Annotated in this window: 18 protein-coding genes and 1 pseudogene; 13 read left to right on the top strand and 6 right to left on the bottom strand. The window is 59.4% G+C overall.

What is annotated here, in order from left to right; all coding sequences use genetic code 11:
* Window positions 1–1,117: 1,117 nt before the first annotated feature.
* From OLZ32_RS27365 to OLZ32_RS27355, 3 genes are all read left to right on the top strand, one after another.
* Entirely contained in the window at window positions 1,118–3,106 is a 1,989-nt protein-coding gene (locus OLZ32_RS27365) for an AI-2E family transporter (protein ID WP_264423737.1), read from the top strand.
* 386 nt (window positions 3,107–3,492) lie between these two features.
* On the top strand, window positions 3,493–3,966 hold the full coding sequence (locus OLZ32_RS27360; protein WP_264423735.1) for a VOC family protein: 474 nt from the start codon (window positions 3,493–3,495) through the stop codon (window positions 3,964–3,966).
* 342 nt (window positions 3,967–4,308) lie between these two features.
* Entirely contained in the window at window positions 4,309–4,449 is a 141-nt protein-coding gene (locus OLZ32_RS27355; RefSeq protein WP_221961205.1) for a hypothetical protein, read from the top strand.
* A gap of 538 nt (window positions 4,450–4,987) precedes the next feature.
* On the opposite strand, the gene OLZ32_RS27350 is transcribed toward OLZ32_RS27355, so the two are convergent.
* Complete coding sequence (locus OLZ32_RS27350; protein WP_264423731.1) at window positions 4,988–5,752, bottom strand: metallophosphoesterase; 765 nt, start codon at window positions 5,750–5,752, stop codon at window positions 4,988–4,990.
* A gap of 147 nt (window positions 5,753–5,899) precedes the next feature.
* Here OLZ32_RS27350 and OLZ32_RS27345 point away from each other — a divergent pair, with 147 nt between their 5' ends.
* The 4 genes and pseudogenes from OLZ32_RS27345 to OLZ32_RS27330 all read left to right on the top strand — a co-directional run.
* Window positions 5,900–6,223 (top strand): hypothetical protein, encoded by a 324-nt coding sequence (locus tag OLZ32_RS27345; protein WP_264423729.1) that lies wholly within the window; start codon window positions 5,900–5,902, stop codon window positions 6,221–6,223.
* Window positions 6,224–6,279: 56 nt separating this feature from the next.
* Window positions 6,280–6,795: a hypothetical protein gene (locus tag OLZ32_RS27340; protein ID WP_264423727.1), complete on the top strand. Its 516-nt coding sequence runs from the start codon at window positions 6,280–6,282 to the stop codon at window positions 6,793–6,795.
* A gap of 9 nt (window positions 6,796–6,804) precedes the next feature.
* Complete coding sequence (locus OLZ32_RS27335) at window positions 6,805–7,245, top strand: DUF421 domain-containing protein (RefSeq protein WP_012763375.1); 441 nt, start codon at window positions 6,805–6,807, stop codon at window positions 7,243–7,245.
* A gap of 291 nt (window positions 7,246–7,536) precedes the next feature.
* Window positions 7,537–7,722: pseudogene (locus tag OLZ32_RS27330) on the top strand (KUP/HAK/KT family potassium transporter); the annotation flags it as partial.
* A 182-nt stretch (window positions 7,723–7,904) separates the two neighbouring features.
* Here the strand turns inward: OLZ32_RS27330 and OLZ32_RS27325 are convergent.
* Window positions 7,905–8,480, bottom strand: coding sequence for an alpha-ketoglutarate-dependent dioxygenase AlkB (locus OLZ32_RS27325; protein WP_264423724.1), 576 nt, complete (start codon window positions 8,478–8,480; stop codon window positions 7,905–7,907).
* 112 nt (window positions 8,481–8,592) lie between these two features.
* The gene (locus OLZ32_RS27320; protein WP_264423783.1) at window positions 8,593–9,042 is read right to left on the bottom strand and encodes a PA2169 family four-helix-bundle protein; all 450 of its coding nucleotides are present in this window, start codon (window positions 9,040–9,042) and stop codon (window positions 8,593–8,595) included.
* A 905-nt stretch (window positions 9,043–9,947) separates the two neighbouring features.
* Here OLZ32_RS27320 and OLZ32_RS27315 point away from each other — a divergent pair.
* The 6 genes from OLZ32_RS27315 to OLZ32_RS27290 all read left to right on the top strand — a co-directional run bounded on the left by OLZ32_RS27315 (window position 9,948) and on the right by OLZ32_RS27290 (window position 13,891).
* Complete coding sequence (locus OLZ32_RS27315; protein WP_264423722.1) at window positions 9,948–10,832, top strand: MBL fold metallo-hydrolase; 885 nt, start codon at window positions 9,948–9,950, stop codon at window positions 10,830–10,832.
* Between the two features lie 44 nt (window positions 10,833–10,876).
* Window positions 10,877–11,197, top strand: a complete 321-nt coding sequence (locus OLZ32_RS27310) for a DUF2934 domain-containing protein (protein ID WP_264423720.1) — start codon at window positions 10,877–10,879, stop codon at window positions 11,195–11,197.
* 36 nt (window positions 11,198–11,233) lie between these two features.
* Window positions 11,234–11,617: a succinate dehydrogenase, hydrophobic membrane anchor protein gene (gene sdhD, locus OLZ32_RS27305; protein ID WP_264423718.1), complete on the top strand. Its 384-nt coding sequence runs from the start codon at window positions 11,234–11,236 to the stop codon at window positions 11,615–11,617.
* 323 nt (window positions 11,618–11,940) lie between these two features.
* Window positions 11,941–12,468, top strand: a complete 528-nt coding sequence (locus OLZ32_RS27300) for a sigma-70 family RNA polymerase sigma factor (RefSeq protein WP_264423716.1) — start codon at window positions 11,941–11,943, stop codon at window positions 12,466–12,468.
* A gap of 261 nt (window positions 12,469–12,729) precedes the next feature.
* Entirely contained in the window at window positions 12,730–12,957 is a 228-nt protein-coding gene (locus OLZ32_RS27295) for a permease (RefSeq protein ID WP_264423714.1), read from the top strand.
* Window positions 12,890–13,891 carry an SDR family oxidoreductase gene (locus tag OLZ32_RS27290; RefSeq protein ID WP_264423712.1) on the top strand — a complete coding sequence of 334 codons (1,002 nt, stop codon included), beginning with the start codon at window positions 12,890–12,892 and terminating at the stop codon, window positions 13,889–13,891. The genes OLZ32_RS27295 and OLZ32_RS27290 overlap by 68 nt, the downstream gene beginning before the upstream one ends.
* 400 nt (window positions 13,892–14,291) lie before the next feature.
* On the opposite strand, the gene melA is transcribed toward OLZ32_RS27290, so the two are convergent.
* From melA to OLZ32_RS27275, 3 genes are read right to left on the bottom strand one after another with little or no spacing between them, the layout of a single operon-like run.
* Entirely contained in the window at window positions 14,292–15,662 is a 1,371-nt protein-coding gene (gene melA, locus OLZ32_RS27285) for an alpha-glucosidase/alpha-galactosidase (protein WP_264423710.1), read from the bottom strand.
* Between the two features lie 22 nt (window positions 15,663–15,684).
* Window positions 15,685–17,352, bottom strand: a complete 1,668-nt coding sequence (locus OLZ32_RS27280; RefSeq protein WP_264423707.1) for an ABC transporter ATP-binding protein — start codon at window positions 17,350–17,352, stop codon at window positions 15,685–15,687.
* Window positions 17,353–17,362: 10 nt separating this feature from the next.
* A complete protein-coding gene (locus OLZ32_RS27275) occupies window positions 17,363–18,499 on the bottom strand; it encodes an ABC transporter permease (RefSeq protein WP_264423705.1) in 1,137 nt (378 codons plus the stop codon).

The following is an 18,499-nucleotide window of genomic DNA, read 5'->3' as shown; positions in this document are numbered from 1 at the left end:
AGCGTCCGTTTCCCTCGCCGATACTAATCGAGCCATACGGTTAATCGAGATCTTTTCCAAGCATACACGAAATGCTCGCGCTCACGGCAGACCGCGGCCAGTCTGCGGTCCTTTTCAAAGCCGCGCCGGTGACGGTCAATCGTTGTTGGTCCGAAAACACTTGTCCGGCGACCGAGCGAATGGCTCGCGATCGGCCACGTGGCGCCAAAAATCCGTAACAGCATCGTGGCGGGCAGCCGCGGCAGCATGCCCAAGCTTAACGCGCAGCCGTGCCGGCCACGGCAGGCGCGCCTCTTCCAAACAATGAGCATACCAGGCAAAGGCGCTTTCGCGCCGGCGCCAGTTCGCGCACGGCTTGACCGGTTAAAAGGGCAGCCGCAGGAGGGTTAGCGGAGCGCCGCTCGGGAACGAGCGGAACCCGGGACCGACTGCCCCCGGCAAGCCGTTCCGCTTGGGGTGCACCCGTGGCGAGCCCTGATCCCGCCTCGCCTCGCCTACCCGGTTGTCCCTGTGACCGTGCGATATCGACCATCGCGCGCGGCGCGCGGGTCCTCGTTGTTCCAGGCGACGCCTAGCCCGATCCGAAAGTCGATGTACTATGCGACAACGCGCGATCTGAGGAAGCTTCGAGCACCAGATGCGCGGCTATCAACTCTGCAGCATCGAGTCGCCTTGGGTGACTCCTGGCGAATCCGGGGCGGCCGCTTGCGTCGCTGATCTGCTGGCTGAATGCGACCCGTGCTGGAGTTGCCAAGGCATTCGCCGGAGGATTCGGGAGGATTTGGCATCGGTTACCGCTAAAAGGCCAACGTGGCTTGAACCTTATAGCCGGGCGATGCCGAGCGTTCTACCGTAAAAGGTCCCAATGGCTCGGAGCGGGATTGCAGGATTGGTGCTGCGCCCATTGCCTGCAGCGGTAGAAGCTTACGCAACAGCACGAGTGGCTGAAGGAACTGGCCTGCAGCAAGGTGCGATCTGCAACATAGCCCTAACGACGGCGGGTGTGTTTTTCGGAGCGTATGCCTTAAAAGCCCGTCGAGGGAGGTCCATCACACCATTGCCGAGGCCGATCTGCGCCCTAATTTCCAAAGTCTTGGTGAGAGCGACCGACACATCGATGTCTTCGAGCGACGCCAAGATCACGGAGGCGGAATTGGAAAATGACCTCGGTCCCCGCCGCGTCTATTCGACCTCGCCATCCGCCCCTTCACGCATGCCTGCTTTCGCGAGTGTACTCGCTGTTATTGCCATTCTGTATTTCGGCAAGGAAGTACTTCTTCCTCTAGCAATCGCAATCCTGTTGACGTTCGCGTTGGCTCCCATCTCCTCTCGTCTTCGAAAGCTTGGGATGCCGCGTATTCCGGCGGTAATCGTCACCGTCGTAACCGCTTTTCTTGTTCTCGTCCTGTTCGGGCTTGTCGTAGCGGGACACGTCGCCGAAGTCGCCCAGAACCTTCCGGCCTACCAAGGCAACATCATAGCAAAAATTCGGTCTCTCCAGGAAAGTGGAACGGATAGCGGTATTGTGCGGCGCCTCACATCAGTCGTTGAGAGCGTCGGTCGTGAGCTCAGCAACGCTGAGCAGCGCCCAGGTGCTCCAGGTACCGCATCAAGACCAAGGGAGCCCGTGCTCGTTGAGATATTCGCGCCGAGTAGACCAATTGAAACGCTGACTAGCCTGATTGGTCCTCTGCTTGGCCCCATCTCCTCATTGGGCTTGATCATCGTCGTCGTAATATTCATGCTTTTAGAGCGGGAAGAGCTTCGCGATCGCTTTATCCGGCTCGTTGGCTATGGCGATCTGCATCGCACAACAGAAGCCATCCAGGAGGCAGGTAGCCGCGTCGCGCGGTATCTTCTTATGCAGCTGGTGGTGAACTGCGCCTACGGTGTCCCATTGGCGCTCGGACTGTGGGCAGTTGGCATCCCAAATCCAGCGCTCTGGGGGATGCTAGCCATCGTCCTTCGATTTGTCCCTTATATCGGGCCTGTGATCGCGACGGTTCTGCCGCTGTTCCTGGCCTTTGCAGTTGACCCTGGCTGGAGCCTTGTTCTCTGGGTTGGGGCCCTCTTCCTTGTGCTGGAATTGACCAGCAACAACGTCATCGAGCCCTGGCTCTATGGTTCACGTACCGGCCTCTCTCCGCTGGCAATCATCGTCGCGGCGATTTTTTGGGCATGGCTGTGGGGACCAGTCGGTCTTGTGCTGTCCACGCCGCTGACCGTGTGTCTCGCAGTGTTGGGCCGATATGTCCCGCAGTTCGAGTTCCTTGAGGTCGTTTTCGGTAGTGACCCGGTGCTCGATCCCAAGGAGCGGCTGTACCAGCGGCTTCTTGCCGGCGATCCCGATGAGGCGACCGATTACGCTGAGGAATTCCTCGAGGAGGACTATCTGGAGGATTACTATGGCAAGGTTGCCATTCCCGCCCTTCTACTTGCGGAGAAGGATAGGCGTCGAGGCGTCTTGACCGCGGAGCAGATGGAACAGGTGTTCGAGACCGCCATCACGCTGGTCTCGAACCTCGCGGAAATCGCGCAGGAAGAAGAGCAGGAAGAGGAAGAGGAAGAGGAACAGAAGGAAGCGGCAGGTCGGCCCAGCCCCCCCAAGGAAGGGAATGGGGATGAAAGCGAACTACCTGACGGACGGGGCAAGACCGTCTTTTGCGTCGGAGGCAGGGGCCCACTCGACGACGCGTCGGCTGCGATGCTTGCCCAGATACTTCAGGTACAGGGAGCCGAGGTGGTCGCAGTGAGGCATTCCGACATCCCCAATCGCCGCGCCATGAGCCTCGTTCCGAAACAATCGAACGCCATCGTAGTTTGCTTCCTCAATGAGGACTCGACAAGGCACGCCACCATCCTTGTTCGTCGGTTCAAGCGCATATACCCAGCCATTCGCGTCGGCGCGGTCCTTTGGGTGGAAGACCAGAAGGAAAGGCAACCGCCCGCGCTTGGGGAGGCAGATTTCGTTGCCACAACCTTGACCTCGGCTGCCCGCGAGGCACTCGCCGATGCACCACCATCACTGGTGACGCCCGCGCGCAAGATTCGTACCAGGCGGTCCTCGAACAAGACAGGCATAGCCGCCACGCGCTCCGGCATTTAGCGGCAAACGGTGTTCAGGGGCCGGTCAGAGCATGGAGCATCACAAGATCAGGCGAGTCCACCCGGACGCTGACGTCGATGCTGTCGATCGCGAATTCCACGATCTTGGCAAGCCGTGTCGTCGAACTGATAAGACCGAATACGCTCGCTCCGAACTAACGGCTCGCTGGATAGCTGTGCGCGGGGCGCCGGTCTCAGCAAGCCGCAATGCCACAACTTCCCTTTCCTTCTCGACCACCAACGCGACTTGCGAAAAGCGGTCGAGATCGCCGCCATCGCCGATCAACATTTAAATTTTGGGGATGATGTCGGCACCTCGATAGCCCATCCGTCTTTCAGTCAGGACGACCGCTAAACCCCATACGTTCAATAATGAAAGGGACTGAAATGGCCAAGAACACGATCTGCCTCTGGTTCGACAAGGATGCCGAGGGAGCCGCGAACTTTTATGCGCGGACCTTCCCCGACAGCGCCGTCGGAACCATAATTCGTACGCCCGGCGATTATCCGGACGGAAAAGTCGGCAATGTCTTGGTTGTCGAATTCACGGTTGCCGGTGTCTCGTGCGTGGGATTGAACGGCGGTCCAACCTTCAAGCACAATGAAGCTTTCTCATTCCAGATTTCGACCGAAAACCAGGAGGAAACCGACCGATATTGGAACGCCATCGTTGGAAATGGTGGACAGGAAAGCGAATGCGGGTGGTGCAAGGACCGTTGGGGAATCTCGTGGCAGATCACGCCGCGCGTTTTGATGGATGCCATGAGAGCTGGTGGGACCGAAGCAAAACGAGCCTTCGACGCGATGATGAAGATGCAGAAGATCGAGGTCGCGTTGATTGAAGCGGCCCTTCGAGGATAACGCGGTGGGCAACGTGGCGTTTCCGACGACCTCGCGCAGCGACGCGGGTTTGGATACGTCCATGTGCTTCATGTCATAGACGCGGACAGGAGCGCATTACGAGATGGCGCTCCCGCTCCCCCTCCAAGAACAGGCGACCTGTTTCTCGCGTGCGATCCGCGGCGGCGCCAGCGTCTTCGTGCCGCCGCCAATGCCGATCTTGCCGGGTTTCATTGCTTCCCCGACGGCAGCGACGCTACTTACCGCCCGTTGACCGGCGTGCTTGCCATTCTAGGTGATTTAAAGGAAAGTCCTCGGCGTGGCCCTCGAGGCCTGGGCAGCCTGCCATGATCGGAGAACGCCGTGCCTCTGAAAAACATTTTGGCCGCAGCAGCAATCGTCTTCATGACACTCTCGGGATGCGCGACGAGCGGATCGGACAACACGACCTATGCACAGCCGCAGGGCATAGGCCCAGTTCGCGGCGATATTGGCGGTTACTAGCCCATCGAGGTTCGACCGGCAGGCCGTGATGGAGGTAGCACCGGCAGTCGGTCGGGAAACCGCCGGGCGGAGCCGGGAAAGCAATCACTGCGTTTGTCTCGGAAGGCTCCACCCATCTTGCGGCTTTGCGCAGCGAAGGACCAGGCGGAGCCTTAAAGCCCATTATCATGCAGGTGTATCAGGTCATGACCTGAGGTTATGAGCGGTTCGCGATTGTTTCCGTTACCATGACTTGGCCAAGGCTCGGTCACGTGGTTCGGAGGCAGCAAATTCCATGGGAAAACAAGCGGAGGATCACCAGGCCGCGGTTCCCCTCCGAGACTGGGCAGATGTTGCAGTTTGACCAGGCAACGCCTCCACCGTCGTCTCACAGGTGGACGCAATATCGGCGACGTCCGGAAGTCCGCGTTTTTAATGGGGAGGATCTTGCCGGTCTTGATAACCGGTTCCGTAGTGCCTTGACATCGACAACTCAGTCGTGGCTCCGAACGCCGATCGGACACGTGCCAAGTCCTTCATGTTCCCTCGTTGCCGAAACTCAATGAGATTGCCGCCACTCGCCGACTCGGATGGTGCCGCTCTCGGTCAGTTCGGTGCATACGAAGTGTGAAAGTTCATCGTGCCTGATTACGGCGGCGCTTAGCCGGCCAGTCCGATACGCTCCGGTATCCAATGCTATGCGATTTGAATAGACTTCGGGTCGAAGAGACTTTGTGATCGTGTGACCGTGTAAAACGACGTGGTCATGAACGTCAATGTGGTCGAGAAAGCCCGCCCTTATCCACCGCAAGTCGTATTCGCTTTGATTTGCGAGCTGAACGCCGGGACGTATCCCAGCGTGAACAAAGCAGAAACGCCCGATCTCCTTGAATGACAGAGCATTTTCCAGCAAGTCCACATGGTGTGGGAAAACGCGGCGGATATCTGCAGCGATGTTCTCGAACGCAGGGACTGGCCAAGCGGAATACGCGCTCAATGTCGCGACGCCTCCCCAATCCATCCAATTGACGGCGTCCTCATTTGTGAGAGCACCGCGAAGGAGCTCACGCAGGTAAAAATCATGGTTGCCAAGGATTAGTCGAGAACCCCGATAAAGCTCGAGTGTCGAACAGACCTGATCCAGTACCTTTGGGCTGTGGGGGCCACGATCGATCAGATCGCCCAGGAAGATCACGACCGGCTTCGAATGATGATCATTCGAGTCAGCGGCGATGTATTCAAGCATGGCATCGAGAAGATCGGCGCGTCCATGGACGTCGGCAATGGCATAGACATTGGACGGCAAGCTCTCGGTGATGATCACTATTTTTTCCTGCAGGCGAACATGGTGCCTTCATAGTCCAGTCTTCCCCCGATTCGATACAGTGCCGGGATCACCGCATCATACGCGGCTGCATCAGCTTCGAAAGCCGATAGCGCGCAGCTAGGCGTCGACCTGCCCGAAAGAGACTTGCTGCCACTGATCGGCGGAAGGCCCGCCGAGAATATCGGTGTCGGCGACGAAGTTTCGGACGCTCATGGCGCCATACCTTTCAGGTACATCGAACTTGCTGGCGACATGCTTATAGCCTTCGGCGCCAGATTCGTCGGCTACGACCAGTCGGTGCTCCCGCTTCTGGGTAAAGCGGATATCACCACTTCACTTGACGAAGGCACGATCGCGCTACCTGTAGACAAAAGCGTCGCCGGTTTCGTTGCGGATCCCGACAAGCCGCGTGCCAGAGGCCGCGAACCGTCGGTGAAACTCGGAAAGGCGTCGCCGCCCGTGGCTTGAATCACTGATAAGAGCGCGGCGCTCGTTCCCTAAGATGCCAAAGATGAAGGTTAGTCTTGAAAGCTGCAAAATTAGCGCGTGCGCCGGCAAAGCCGGCCTTGCCCGAGGGCGTCCATGATCACGGTCCTTTCCAGCGCCGCTTCTGGGCGGCGCAAAGGATCGCCTGGTTGGTCTTCGCGTTGATCCTTCTCGCCTGCCTCCTCGGCCTGTTTGGCCGAGGTGGCCCCTTCTCCAGGTATCAGATCGCGCTTCCAGCCGGCACGCTGGAACTCCCGGCGATCTCCAGGTGGAACGCTCCCGACGAAATGCGGGTGACGCTCGCTCCTTCGCAGGGAGACCAGACTCTCTTCGTCGATGCACGCTTTCTCGAGGCCTTTTCGATCGAAGGTGTCGACCCCCCGCAAAAGGCCACCGTGCAGCGGAATGGCCGTATCGGCTACGTTTTCGCAGCCGATCCCTCGGCGCCCGCGAAAATCGTCTTCCGCCTACACACCGAGCAGGTCGGACCGCGATCCTACCTCGCGGGTATCGGCAACGATGTGGCCGAGCGCACAAGTTTCATTCTGCCTTAGGGAGGCTTCATGGACGCCGTCTTTCGCGGGCTCGCGATTTACTTCACGCTGCTGATCATTATCCGGCTGTCAGGACGCCGCACGCTCGCGCAGATGACGCCGTTCGACCTGGTGATCGTCCTTGTCATATCCGAGACGACGCAACAAGCGATGCTCGGCGACGACTTTTCCATCACCAACGCCGTCCTGCTGATCCTTACACTCTTCACCACCGACATCGGCCTGTCCTACGTCAAACGTTGGTGGAAACAAGCCGGCCATGTGATCGACGGCGTGCCTACGATCCTCGTGACGGACGGCGTTTATGACCGCGAAGCGCTTGGGGGATGCCGTCTTGACAGCGAGGACGTGATGGAGGCCGCCCGCAGCCAGGGCATCGAGTCCGTGAAGGACATCAAATTCGCGATCCTCGAAGTCAGCGGCAACATCAGCATAGTGAAGAAGAACTGACGGCTACGACGCCATCCGTTGTAGGGTCTGTGATCCGCCGGACGCTCCCGTTGCTCCTTCATGGAAATGCGGTCAAGGATCAGGACGGAGGGGGCAACGTGGGGCTGGAGCAGCGCGTACCGACAACAAACTAAGCGTCACTCGAATATGTCAAACCGGACGACCGTCCGGCGGACAGGAAATTCTATCGCGTGGGGTTAAGCAATATTACCGAGCGGCCAACCGCACCATAGCAAAGACTACTCCAGTATAATCGCAAACACTGCTAAAAACGTACATTAGAGCGGAGGAGAAGTCATCGGCCTCATCTCGCTAATGATCTGGACACTGACGATTATCGTCACTTTTAGATACGTGCTGTTCCTGCTGCGGGCGGACAATGACGGCGAAGGCGGCACTTCATCGCTTTTGGGACTCCTGATAAAGAAGACGGACATGCTGGTTCTGTTTGGCGATCCCTTATTGGACACCGTATTGCCTTAGCGCGCTTCGACACGGGGGCAGGCACCTTCCCCCGCTGACGCCATGGATCGACGCGGTCCGGAACGCGCGGCGGCCTAGTCGCCAAACCAGGTGTGCAAGGCAACGACCACGACGAGATTTGGATATTGCTCGGCCCGTCGTATCGGTTGAGTTTGTCGGCCGCCAACTCAACACGATCAGTCTATTTCCCGGAATGTGATCGAATAGCGAAGTGTGTCGACCGGCGGGATGGAGTGCTCCCACGCGTTTCGGGCCGGCCCCGACAGGAGATATGCCGAACCAGGCTCTACCCTGAGCGAGAAGCGCTCCCACTTGGCGCCAGCCCGCCGTCTCAATCTAAAGGTGCATGGGGCCAACAGCGACACACCGACAACCCGGCCAAATACCTTCTTGTCCCTGTGCCATCCAATCGGTGCGCCTTGGGCATATTCGGTGATCAGCGCTTGCTGCAGCTGGTTGGCCTCGACCCCGGCAAAGCCGGCGGCGAGCGCTCGGACAGGAAGAAGGATATCCGGGATATCCTCGGCCGGCCTCATCCGTTCCGTCTCGAAGTCGTACTTCCACCCGAAGGAGACGACTCTTCTTTTCCCCTCAAAGCCGTGGAAATCGAAAGGCTTAAGCGGCAGCGAAGAAACGTATTCGAGAAGGCGAGATTGTTCGACGTCCGGAACAACGGCGGCTTCGTAGCGGAAACCTTCAGGAAGCTCCACTTCCGATGCGGCAAACAGGTCTCCTTGCTCCGATGGCTTCATGAAAAACGCCACATGGAGCGCGGAGGAACCTTCTCGCGCCTCCATCTCAATATAAGGCCACGGCACATGGCGATGCTGGTCTTGGCACTCATCGCGCTGAAGCCTTGCCGGGTCACAACGCCTTCGCGGTCGTGTCCATCCAGGCACGATGCCGTTCCTCGTCCTGGTGCGCTTTCATGAAAAACGCTTTCGAGGCGGGGATGGCGTCTTCGTGACGTGATGCTCGCTCGTAGGCGGTCACGGTATCATCTTCATTCGTTTTCATCGCCTTGAGAATGGCGGCATCCCCCATCAGATCGGCGAGGGCGATCTTGCCGGTCGTCAGCATCTCCTTCATGTCGCCCCGCGTCGGTGCCTCGATTCCAAGTTCGCGCGCCATCTCGTTTAGTACTTCGAGATGCTGCAAGTGGTCCTGCTTGAAACTGGTGATCTTTGTCGCGAACTGCTTGTCGTCGAGACGCTCGATGCAGGAATCATACGCGGCGATCGCATCATACTCGAGATGGATCAGATCCTTGACCAAACCCTTGATGTCGGATTCGTTGCCTACCATCGTTACCATGTCGTCCTCCATTTGCTGGTTGAGAAGGCCAAACCCTCCGCGCGGACTGTTGTTCCCTTGACGCGATTGTAGGGTGAGCCGCGTTCTTGCCATTTCGCCGTGGTAAGTCGGGTGCTGAAGCGCATTCGGTCCAAATCGGCGAACGGGGGCGCCGCTTGGTTCTGAGCCGCCTGAGCAAGGATCCACCGAATGCGGTCGGCGACCTGACGCCCGAGAAAAAATCCCCGGTGCCGAGAATTCGAAGGACCAAGTCTCCTTAGGAGCGGTCATGCGAGTACCAGAACCGCGACCATTGCAACCGCGGACGTCATGCCCGCCGCGGTAAGCGTGCTGGTCGCGAGTTGAAAGATCGAGCCCGGTTCCGAATGCCTACTTCCCCTACCTATGCCAACGACCGCGCTCAGGCTTGCGCCAATCCAGCATAAGAGGGTGATGGTTCCAAATCGTATGGGCATGTTCGTCAGGTTGGCAAAAGTACTCATATAAGGCTCCGCCGCGTGCGCGGCCTCCAAAGGGTCATACCGAGCGCGGCAGCACGTGGGGGCGCAATTTCTCGATCGAGCCGTAATTGCTAGCTGCACCGTCGGTGCCAAATCCGACTAGCACGGTCAGAATCGAAACTCCAAATCTGTGGATTTTGCGGGCGTTACACCAGATGCCACACCGAATGCGGCGACCGCGGTCCGGCTCGCGCGAACAGGGGTCAGGGTTTTCGACCCGGACAGGATATTGCGCCTACCGTCGGTATAGAACATGTAAACGCTCCTCTGTTGGGAAGCCCCGAACAAACGGTATCCATTCCGGTTCCCTTCGGGCTAGTCGGTTTCGAGAAGAAACATGATCGCCCAGCGCCAGGGAACTTTGTCCTCGGAGCGAAGTTCGTTGCGCTCACGAAGGAGATCTTGATGGTTGTTCAGCTTTCACTTGAGACCGACGATATTGCGCCGACTGCGGAAAGCGCGTCTGGAGCACGGGTCTTTGCACCTGATCTGGCATACCGCCTGATGTCGATCGTCAATGTGATTTTCTACGGCGACCCTGCAAAAGCTAATGACTGGGTGTTGATCGACACCGGTCTGCCGACGTCGAAGAATACAATTGTCGAGACGGCGGAAGCCCGTTTCGGGCGAAATACACGCCCGTCTGCCATCGTCATGACGCATGCCCATTTCGACCACGCCGGCTCGCTGGAGGCGCTCGCGGGGTATTGGGACGTTCCAGTCTACGCGCATCCTCTCGAGTTTCCGTACCTCGACGGACAAGCTTCTTATCCGCCGGCCGATGCCTTTGTCGGCGGTGGCGCGATGGCGCTGTTGTCACCCCTCTTTCCACGCTCCCCCGTCGATGTGGGTCGGTGGCTGACGATGCTGCCGCCGGATCAGAGCGTACCAGCCATGCCAGGATGGAAGTGGCTGCATACGCCAGGGCACACGCCGGGTCACATCTCGTTGTGGCGTGAAAGTGACCGCACCCTGATAGCCGGCGACGCGATCGTCACGACAGGCCAGGAATCCGTCTACGAGGTCCTGACGCAAAAACCGGAGATGCACGGGCCACCGCGCTACCTGACACCCGATTGGGACGAGGCCGAACGGTCGGTTGCCATGCTAGCTAGTCTGGAACCGGAACTGGTCATCACGGGGCACGGACAGCCAGTACGGGGCGAACACATGCGTGCGCGTCTCCACGAGCTCGCGGCGAATTTTTCAGCGATTGCCGTACCTGAGGGACGACCGTACACGCTCGACCCGGCAAAGCCTGGCAAGAGCGGAAACGACGCCTACCGGTAGGCCGATAGTCTCACGTTGATGATCCACCTGGGGAGAAAGAAGGAATGGCAAGCCAAGATGATGTAATCCGCCGACACGCTTATCGGATCTGGGAAGCGGAGGGTCGGCCGGACGGAAGGCAATCCGAGCACTGGCGGGCGGCGGAGGAACAGCTAGCCGCGGGATCTTCGGAAAGGTTGGCCGCGCCCGCGGTCATTTCCAAGCGTGGTGATAGCCAGGGTGGACTGGAGTTTGATGAGAATGCCATTGCTCATCCTGAAGATCGTCCCGACCTCAAGGTGGCTAAAGCAGGAGCCGCGACCTTCGTCAGCACGGCGCCAACGAAGCCTGGGCGAGCTGAAGACGAAAGATCTGAGCAAAATTAGCCGACGCAAGAGGCGGCTCGCTAAGGAAGGACGACGATGACGACACCGCTCGGACGCGTTCGGGGTTTGGGATCAGCGAAGGGAGGCACCCGACCCTACGTTCTCAAACAAGCATCGGGTTTGGCATTGGGCATCTTGACTCCTTATTTGATCGGGATCGGGATCTATTTGCTTGAGAGAGATCGCGACTTCGTCGTTGCTTCGATCGGCAGCTTCTGGATTGGCCCTGCCCTCCTTGCGTTTATTTTCCTCAGCGCCATCCATATGGACATCGGCATGCGAACGATCATTGAAGACTACGTTCATGGACACATGAGAAAGGTCGCCCTTGTGTTCCTGAACTCGACCTTCACCTGGCTGGTATGTTTGTTGTCCGTCTTCGCCATACTACGGATGATGTTTGAGGCGGCACAGCAATAGGCACTGCGACGCCGCCGTGCCGGCGCGGATCTTGAGAGGCACAGAAAACTTGGGAACAAAACGCGGATGCTGATCTTTCCAGCCTCCGCTCTTGAACGGGCGGGATCCCGCGGATGGGTTTTAGCTCATGATGTGGAGAGCGTCTGGTCGTCCGAGCCTTTAGAAGTGACAGAATGGCAGACAAAGGCATCCTCATTAGCCGCTCTTGGTGAATCCTCCCGCATCCCGCCCGCAAACCGCCTGTACGCTACCGCACTGTGCCCGAGAGCGCCGGAACGCGTAGCTGCCATGCACATTGTTCTTGAGCCCCAAGGAGAGAGAACATGAGTGGACTGGCTGGAACAGGTGCCAACCTCGAAGAGGAAATTGTCGCGTTGATGCCGGCGGTGCGCCGGTTCGCCATGCGGTTCGAGCGGTCCGCGACGGACGCAGACGATCTCACGCAGGATACGATGCTCAAGGCGCTGGCTAATGTCGATCAATTTCGGCCCGGGACCAACGTAAAATCCTGGTTGTTCACGATTGCCCGCAACACCTACTGCACGAAATACAGGATCCGCCAGAGATATACCCTCCATGCCGACATGGAAGTAGCTGGATCCGGACAGGCAGTACAATCCACTCAGGAATGGTCTCTTCGGACAAGAGAGGTCGACAAAGCCATTTCATCTCTCGACGCCGACAAGCGCCGGGTATTGCTGATGGCGATAAGTGGCGAAAGCTACGAGGACATCGCCGGGGCATGCGGATGCGGACTCGGTACGATCAAGAGCCGCATCGCGCGTGCACGGGCCGTGGTGATCGCGGCTTTGGGTGAGACCACCGCCGCGGGAGCCGTCGCGGCGAGGTAATCTTCTGTCGCGATTTCGCGGATCCACGACATCCTGAGAATCGCGCACGCCATTTTCCTGGTTCGCGAGATCGGGTACCAGCTGGAGTTTCGCGAATATCAAAAGCAGGGCCCAAAGGTGCGCGTCTTCAGAAACGGGAACCAACGGGTTGTGTGAAAGTTTCGAGGGATACGGGAGGAAGATCATGCGCTTCATACCACGGATGCTTCATGCAACCGCCGACCATGACGTCGGCCTAGAACGTATTGGCGACGTGAGATCATGGACGCTGATGCCGCAGCTCTCAAGGAAGCGTGCCGCGATTTCGAAGCCAAGTATGGCATTGAAGCCTTCCTCGACACGATGGCCGCGATTATGCGGGATCGCCTCGGCGCCCATGGCCTGAACGTCACGTTCGATGATGACGAAGGTGGAGATCAAAATGAAGAGCCGAAAGAAGGTGGTGGTGATCACCGGAGCCTCCAGCGGCATCGGGCAAGCGACTGCTGAGGCTTTCGCGCGAGAGGGCGCCGATCTCGTGATCGCCGCCCGAAACGCGGCAGCACTTCAGGCCGTGGCCAAGACCTGTCGTGAACTGGGCGCCGACGTTATCGTCGTTCCCACAGATGTCACCGATGCCCAACAGGTAAAGGTTCTCGCGGAAGCAGCGCTTCGCCTTGGCGAGATCGACGTCTGGGTGAGCAATGTCGGTGTCGGCGCTGTCGGCAAGTTCCAGAACACCCCGATCGAGGCGCACGAGCAGGTGATCCGTGCCAATCTGATCGGTCACATGAACGACGCCCACGCCGTGCTGCCGATTTTTCTCGAACAGGACTACGGCGTGTTCATCAACATGATCTCGCTGGGTGGATTCGCGGCAGCCCCTTACGCCACCGCCTACAGTGCCAGTAAATTCGGTTTGAAAGGATTTTCAGAGGCGCTCAGGGGCGAACTGGCGAACCATCCTAATATACATATTTGCGACATTTACCCGGCTTTCATGGATACACCTGGGATCAGCCATGGCGCCAACTACACGGGTCGGAAGTTATCGGCGCCGCCGCCGGTCTACGACGCGCGCAAGGTCGCCGAAGCGGTCGTCCGGGTTTCCCGGCATCCAAAAGTGACAACGACGGTCGGTGCGACCGCTGACCTGATACGCGTCGGACATTTTTTCGCTCCGAGCTTAAGCGCACGGCTCATGAACTGGTTCATGACGACCTACTTCAGGCAGGCTGACTCCACGCCCGTGACGGATGGCAATCTCTTCGCTCCCTCAACGCGGCCAGGCGGTATCGATGGTGGTTTGCGATCAGGCACGCAGCGGGTGGCGCTGGGTGCGGTAGCGGCGACGGTAGCGGTCGCGCTCGGTCTTCTCGCTGTTGTGAATACCTACAAGCGAAACAGCCGTCGTATACAAAGGCGATATCGACGCGGAATTTAATCGCGTTCGTTTTCATGACCATTCGAGGATCGAATGACGACTTGCCCGCCTCTCGATATGCTGAAGCCTATCGGTCAGGGCACCTGGATCGTTTGACAGCGGCCCCTTCACGCTGGTGGCGTCATCCCCTTGCCGGTCCGAATGACGGTCATGCAGCCGGCCGACGGCAGTACGCTCCTCCACTCGCCCACCCGTTTCGACCAAGCCCTCCGACTGGAGATCGAACGACTTGGCCCATCCGCTTAGCACCTTGTGGGGCGATCACTCCTCGCGTCGTCATGCGGCAAAGCTCGACTACCGTCCAGTCAGCCCGATAATAGCGATACCCGTATTTCGTAAGAAAAGCCCCGCGGTTGTTGCGACCGCGGGGGCTCCTTGACGCCTTGCCCGGGAGAGGGGATCAGGCGGCCTGAACCTTGGGGGCGGTGCGTGCCCATTCGGGCAGCCAGTCGCCGTGGGTGGCGAGCAGATCGTCGACCAGCGACCAGATCTGGTCGAGGTCGAGTTCGGCCGCCGTGTGCGGGTCCATCATCGCGGCGTGATAGATGTGCTCGCGATTTTCCGTCATCAGCGCCTGCACCGTCAGTTCCTGCACATTGATATTGGTGCGGATCAGCGCGGTCAGCTGCGGCGGCAGATCGCCGATGAAGGTCGGCTGGATGCCGGAAGCATCGACGAGGCAGGGCACTTCGGCGGCGCAATTGGCAGGCAGCGAGGTGATGCAGCCATTGTTGCGGACATTGCCGTAGATCACCGAGGGCTCGCCGGTCCAGACCGAGTTGATGATCGAGGAGGCATATTCCTTCGACGGCTGAACCTCGATCTTGTCGGCCGAGCGATAGGCCTCCGCCTGGCCCCTCCAGCGCTCGATCTGCTCGATGCAGCGCTTCGGATATTCATCGAGCGGAATGCCGAATTTCTCGATCAGGTCCTCGCGGCCCTCCTTGATGAAATAGGGCGTGTATTCGGCGAAATGCTCCGAGCTTTCGGTGACGAAATAGCCGAGCCGCGTCAGCATCTCGTAGCGCACCTTGTTCGGGCAGCGCGGGTTCCAGCCGGGCTTCGGCGCCCTGCCCTCGCGATAGGCGCGAAGTAAGTCGGGATAGAGGTTGCGATAGGAACCGTCGGCCTGGCGATGCTCGAACTTGAGATAGAAGGCCATGTGGTTGATGCCGGCTGCGCGGTAGCGGATTTCCTCGTAGGGAATGTCGAGATCGTGGGCCAGCTCCATCGCCGTGCCCTGCACCGAATGGCAGAGGCCGACCTGGCGAATGGTCGGATATTTCTCCGATATCGCCCAGGTGTTGATCGCCATCGGGTTGACATATTGCAGCATGATCGCCTCGGGGCAGACGGCGAGCATATCCTCGCAGACCTTCCAGAGATGCGGCACGGTGCGAAGCCCACGCATGATGCCGCCGACGCCGAGCGTATCGGCGATCGTCTGGCGCAGCCCGTATTTCTTCGGCACTTCGAAATCGGTGACCGTGCAGGGTTCATAGCCGCCGATCTGGAAGGCGACGACGACGAAATCGGCGCCCGAAAGCGCCTTGCGCTGGTCGGAATAGGTCTCGGCCTTCGCCTTGACGCCGAGCGTCGAGATCAGCTTGTTGACGACGATGGCGCTTTCTTCCAGCCGCTGCGGATTGAGATCCATCAAGGCGATCGTCGCACCCGACAGGGCCGGACGCTGCAACACGTCGCCGACGATGTTCTTCATGAAGACGGTGGAGCCAGCTCCGATGAAAGTGATTTTGGGATTTCTTGCCATTATAACCTCCGGCATTCGGCAATCATGTTACCTCGAAAGCGGCCTTGACGAGCCGTTCGGTGTAAGCGGTCTTGGGATGGGATAAAACTTCGTTGACGGGACCCTCTTCGACGATCTTGCCATGCTGCATGACGATGACGCGATGGCAGAGCGCCCGGACGACCTTGAGATCGTGGGAGATGAAGAGGTAACTCAGGCCGCGCTCGTCCTGCAGCTTGCGCAAGAGTTCGATGATCTGCGCCTGGACCGAAAGGTCGAGCGCCGATGTCGGCTCGTCGAGCAGGATGAATTCCGGCTCCAGAGCGATGGCGCGGGCAATGGCGATGCGCTGGCGCTGGCCGCCGGAAAATTCGTGCGGGAAACGCGACAGGATATTGCCCGGCATGCCGGCGGCGATCAGCGCTTCGCGCACCCGGTCCTGCCGTTCGCCCTTGGTCGCGCCCAGCCGGTTGACGACGAGGCCCTCCTCGATGATCTGGCCGATCGTCATGCGCGGATTGAGCGATGAGAAAGGATCCTGGAACACCACCTGCATGCGGGCGCGCAAGGGCCGCATCTCGGCCCGGGACAAGCCGTGGATCGGCTGATTGTCGAAACGGATCTCGCCGCTGTCGGGCGTGTTCAGCCGCAGGATTGCCTGGCCGAACGTCGTCTTGCCGGAGCCGGATTCGCCGACGAGCCCCAGCGTCTCGTGACGGCGCAGCGTCAGGTCGAGGCTGTCGACGGCGACAAGCTCGCGCATCGCCGGCTTGAGGAAGGTACCGTGACGCATCATGAAGGAGACCCGCACGGCCTTGGCATCGAGGATGACATCCGAGCCTTCGGGCAGCGGATTGGCCTCGCCACGCGGCTCGGAGGCCAGCAGATGCTTAGTATAGGCGTCCTGCGGATTGGCAAACAGGGCTTCGGTGGTGTTGTGCTCGCGCACTTCACCATACTGCATCACATAGACGTAATCGGAAAACTGTCGCACCACGGTCAGGTCGTGGGTGATGAGGATGACGGCCATCCCCAGTTCCTTCTGCAGGTTGCGGATCAGGTTCAGGATCTGCGCCTGCACGGTGACGTCGAGCGCCGTCGTCGGCTCGTCCGCGATCAGCACATCCGGATCGTTGGCAAGCGCCATGGCGATCATCACGCGCTGTCGCTGGCCTCCGGAAAGCTGATGCGGATATTGCATGAGCCGCGCGGCGGGATCGGGGATCTGCACATGTTCCAGCAGTTCGAGCGCGCGCTTTTGCGCATCCCTCTTGCTGATCCGGCGATGGACGCGGATCGCTTCGACGATCTGGCTGCCGATCGTATAGATCGGGTTCAGCGAGCTCATCGGCTCCTGGAAGATCATCGAGATGCGGTCGCCGCGCAGCTTGCGGCGCTCCCGCTCGGAAAATTTCAAGATATTGCTGCCGTCATAGGCGACCGTCGATTTCTCGGAGACGACGGCGCGCTTCGACAAGAGCCCCATCACCGTTCGCGCCGTTACCGATTTACCTGAACCGGATTCGCCGACGATCGCGATCGTCTCGCCGCGATAGAGCTGGAAGGAGACGTCCCTGACGGCTTCGACCATGCCGTCCTCGACCTTGAAATTCACCGCCACATTGCGGGCGTCGATAACAGGCGTGTCCGAACGGCCGTCATGATCGTGGCGGACGGGCGGGGCGAAGGAATTGACCAGTGCAAGAGCCATATCAATCACCTCAATAAGGATCGACCGCGTCGCGCAATCCGTCGCCGAGCGCGTTGAACGCGAAGACGGTGACGAGGACGAAGCCGACAGGAGCGAGAATCCAGGGATAGGAGCCGATGACCGAATAGGTCGCCGTATCCTGCAGCATCAGTCCCCAGGAGATCAGCGGCGGCTTGACGGCGAAGCCGAGGAAACCCAGGAAGGATTCCAACAGCACGACGCTCGGTATATGCAGCGTCACCGCGACGATGACGTGGCTCATCACATTCGGGAAGATGTGCTGCATGATGATGCGCGTGTCGGTGGCGCCGACGGCCATGGCCGCCCTGACATAATCGATGCGGGCGAGCGCTAAGGTCTTGCCGCGCACCTCGCGCGACATCTGCGCCCAGCCGAGCGCCGACATGACGACGATGACGAAGGCAAGGAAGACATTGGTCGGCGCCGTCACCGGGATCAGCGAGGTCAGCGCCAGGTAGAGCGGCAATTGCGGGAAGGCCAGCACCAGGTCGACGAATCGCTGCAGCCAGACATCGAAGGTGCCGCCGAAATAACCCGACACCATGCCGACGGTCGTGCCGATGATGGTGACGATGAAGACCACCGTCAGAGCGATGGTCAGCGAGATGCGCGAGCCGATGATGGCGCGCGACAGCACGTCGCGGCCGAACTTGTCGGTGCCGAGGAAATGCACCGGCTGGCCGTCGGTCGAGCCGAAGAAGTGGCGGTTGGCCGGGATCAGGCCGAAAAGCCGGTATTCGGCGCCCTTGACGAAGAAGCCGAGCAGCCGTGGATTGTCGTAATCCATGCCGACAATCGGCTGGAAGGTGACCGGATCAAGCTCTTCGGAATCCGACAGCGCATAGACGCGCGGCTGGAAGACGAAATTGCCGTCCTTGTCGTGGAAGCTCATCACCTGTGGCGGCGCGAAGCCGACATCGGTCGCCTTCGGATCCATCGGTGCAAAGAAATCGGCAAAGATCGCCATGAGAATCAGGAGCACGACGAGCACGAGGCCGGCCATGCCGGTCCAGGAGCGCCTCAGCCGGCGCCAGACAAGGGCAATATAGCTCTCATGCCCACGCGATGGCTTTTTGGTCTCGATGTCGGTTGTCGGCGGCGTTGCGGAAGAGTCGAAAGCAAGCAT

This window comes from Rhizobium acaciae (assembly GCF_025941625.1).
Lineage (GTDB): Bacteria > Pseudomonadota > Alphaproteobacteria > Rhizobiales > Rhizobiaceae > Rhizobium > Rhizobium acaciae.
Note: the sequence above shows the minus strand (reverse complement) of the source record. Positions and strands in the feature narration are given on the sequence as shown.

Coding starts and splice junctions, on each gene's coding strand:
- OLZ32_RS27310 (WP_264423720.1), top strand. CDS start 10,877: ATGGCAAGCCAAGATGATGTAATCCGCCGACACGCTTATCGGATCTGG.
- OLZ32_RS27280 (WP_264423707.1), bottom strand. CDS start 17,352: ATGGCTCTTGCACTGGTCAATTCCTTCGCCCCGCCCGTCCGCCACGAT.
- OLZ32_RS27320 (WP_264423783.1), bottom strand. CDS start 9,042: ATGGTAACGATGGTAGGCAACGAATCCGACATCAAGGGTTTGGTCAAG.
- melA (WP_264423710.1), bottom strand. CDS start 15,662: ATGGCAAGAAATCCCAAAATCACTTTCATCGGAGCTGGCTCCACCGTC.
- OLZ32_RS27315 (WP_264423722.1), top strand. CDS start 9,948: ATGGTTGTTCAGCTTTCACTTGAGACCGACGATATTGCGCCGACTGCG.
- sdhD (WP_264423718.1), top strand. CDS start 11,234: ATGACGACACCGCTCGGACGCGTTCGGGGTTTGGGATCAGCGAAGGGA.
- OLZ32_RS27365 (WP_264423737.1), top strand. CDS start 1,118: ATGTCTTCGAGCGACGCCAAGATCACGGAGGCGGAATTGGAAAATGAC.
- OLZ32_RS27325 (WP_264423724.1), bottom strand. CDS start 8,480: ATGAAGCCATCGGAGCAAGGAGACCTGTTTGCCGCATCGGAAGTGGAG.
- OLZ32_RS27290 (WP_264423712.1), top strand. CDS start 12,890: ATGAAGAGCCGAAAGAAGGTGGTGGTGATCACCGGAGCCTCCAGCGGC.
- OLZ32_RS27275 (WP_264423705.1), bottom strand. CDS start 18,499: ATGCTTGCTTTCGACTCTTCCGCAACGCCGCCGACAACCGACATCGAG.
- OLZ32_RS27295 (WP_264423714.1), top strand. CDS start 12,730: ATGGACGCTGATGCCGCAGCTCTCAAGGAAGCGTGCCGCGATTTCGAA.
- OLZ32_RS27335 (WP_012763375.1), top strand. CDS start 6,805: ATGGACGCCGTCTTTCGCGGGCTCGCGATTTACTTCACGCTGCTGATC.
- OLZ32_RS27300 (WP_264423716.1), top strand. CDS start 11,941: ATGAGTGGACTGGCTGGAACAGGTGCCAACCTCGAAGAGGAAATTGTC.
- OLZ32_RS27360 (WP_264423735.1), top strand. CDS start 3,493: ATGGCCAAGAACACGATCTGCCTCTGGTTCGACAAGGATGCCGAGGGA.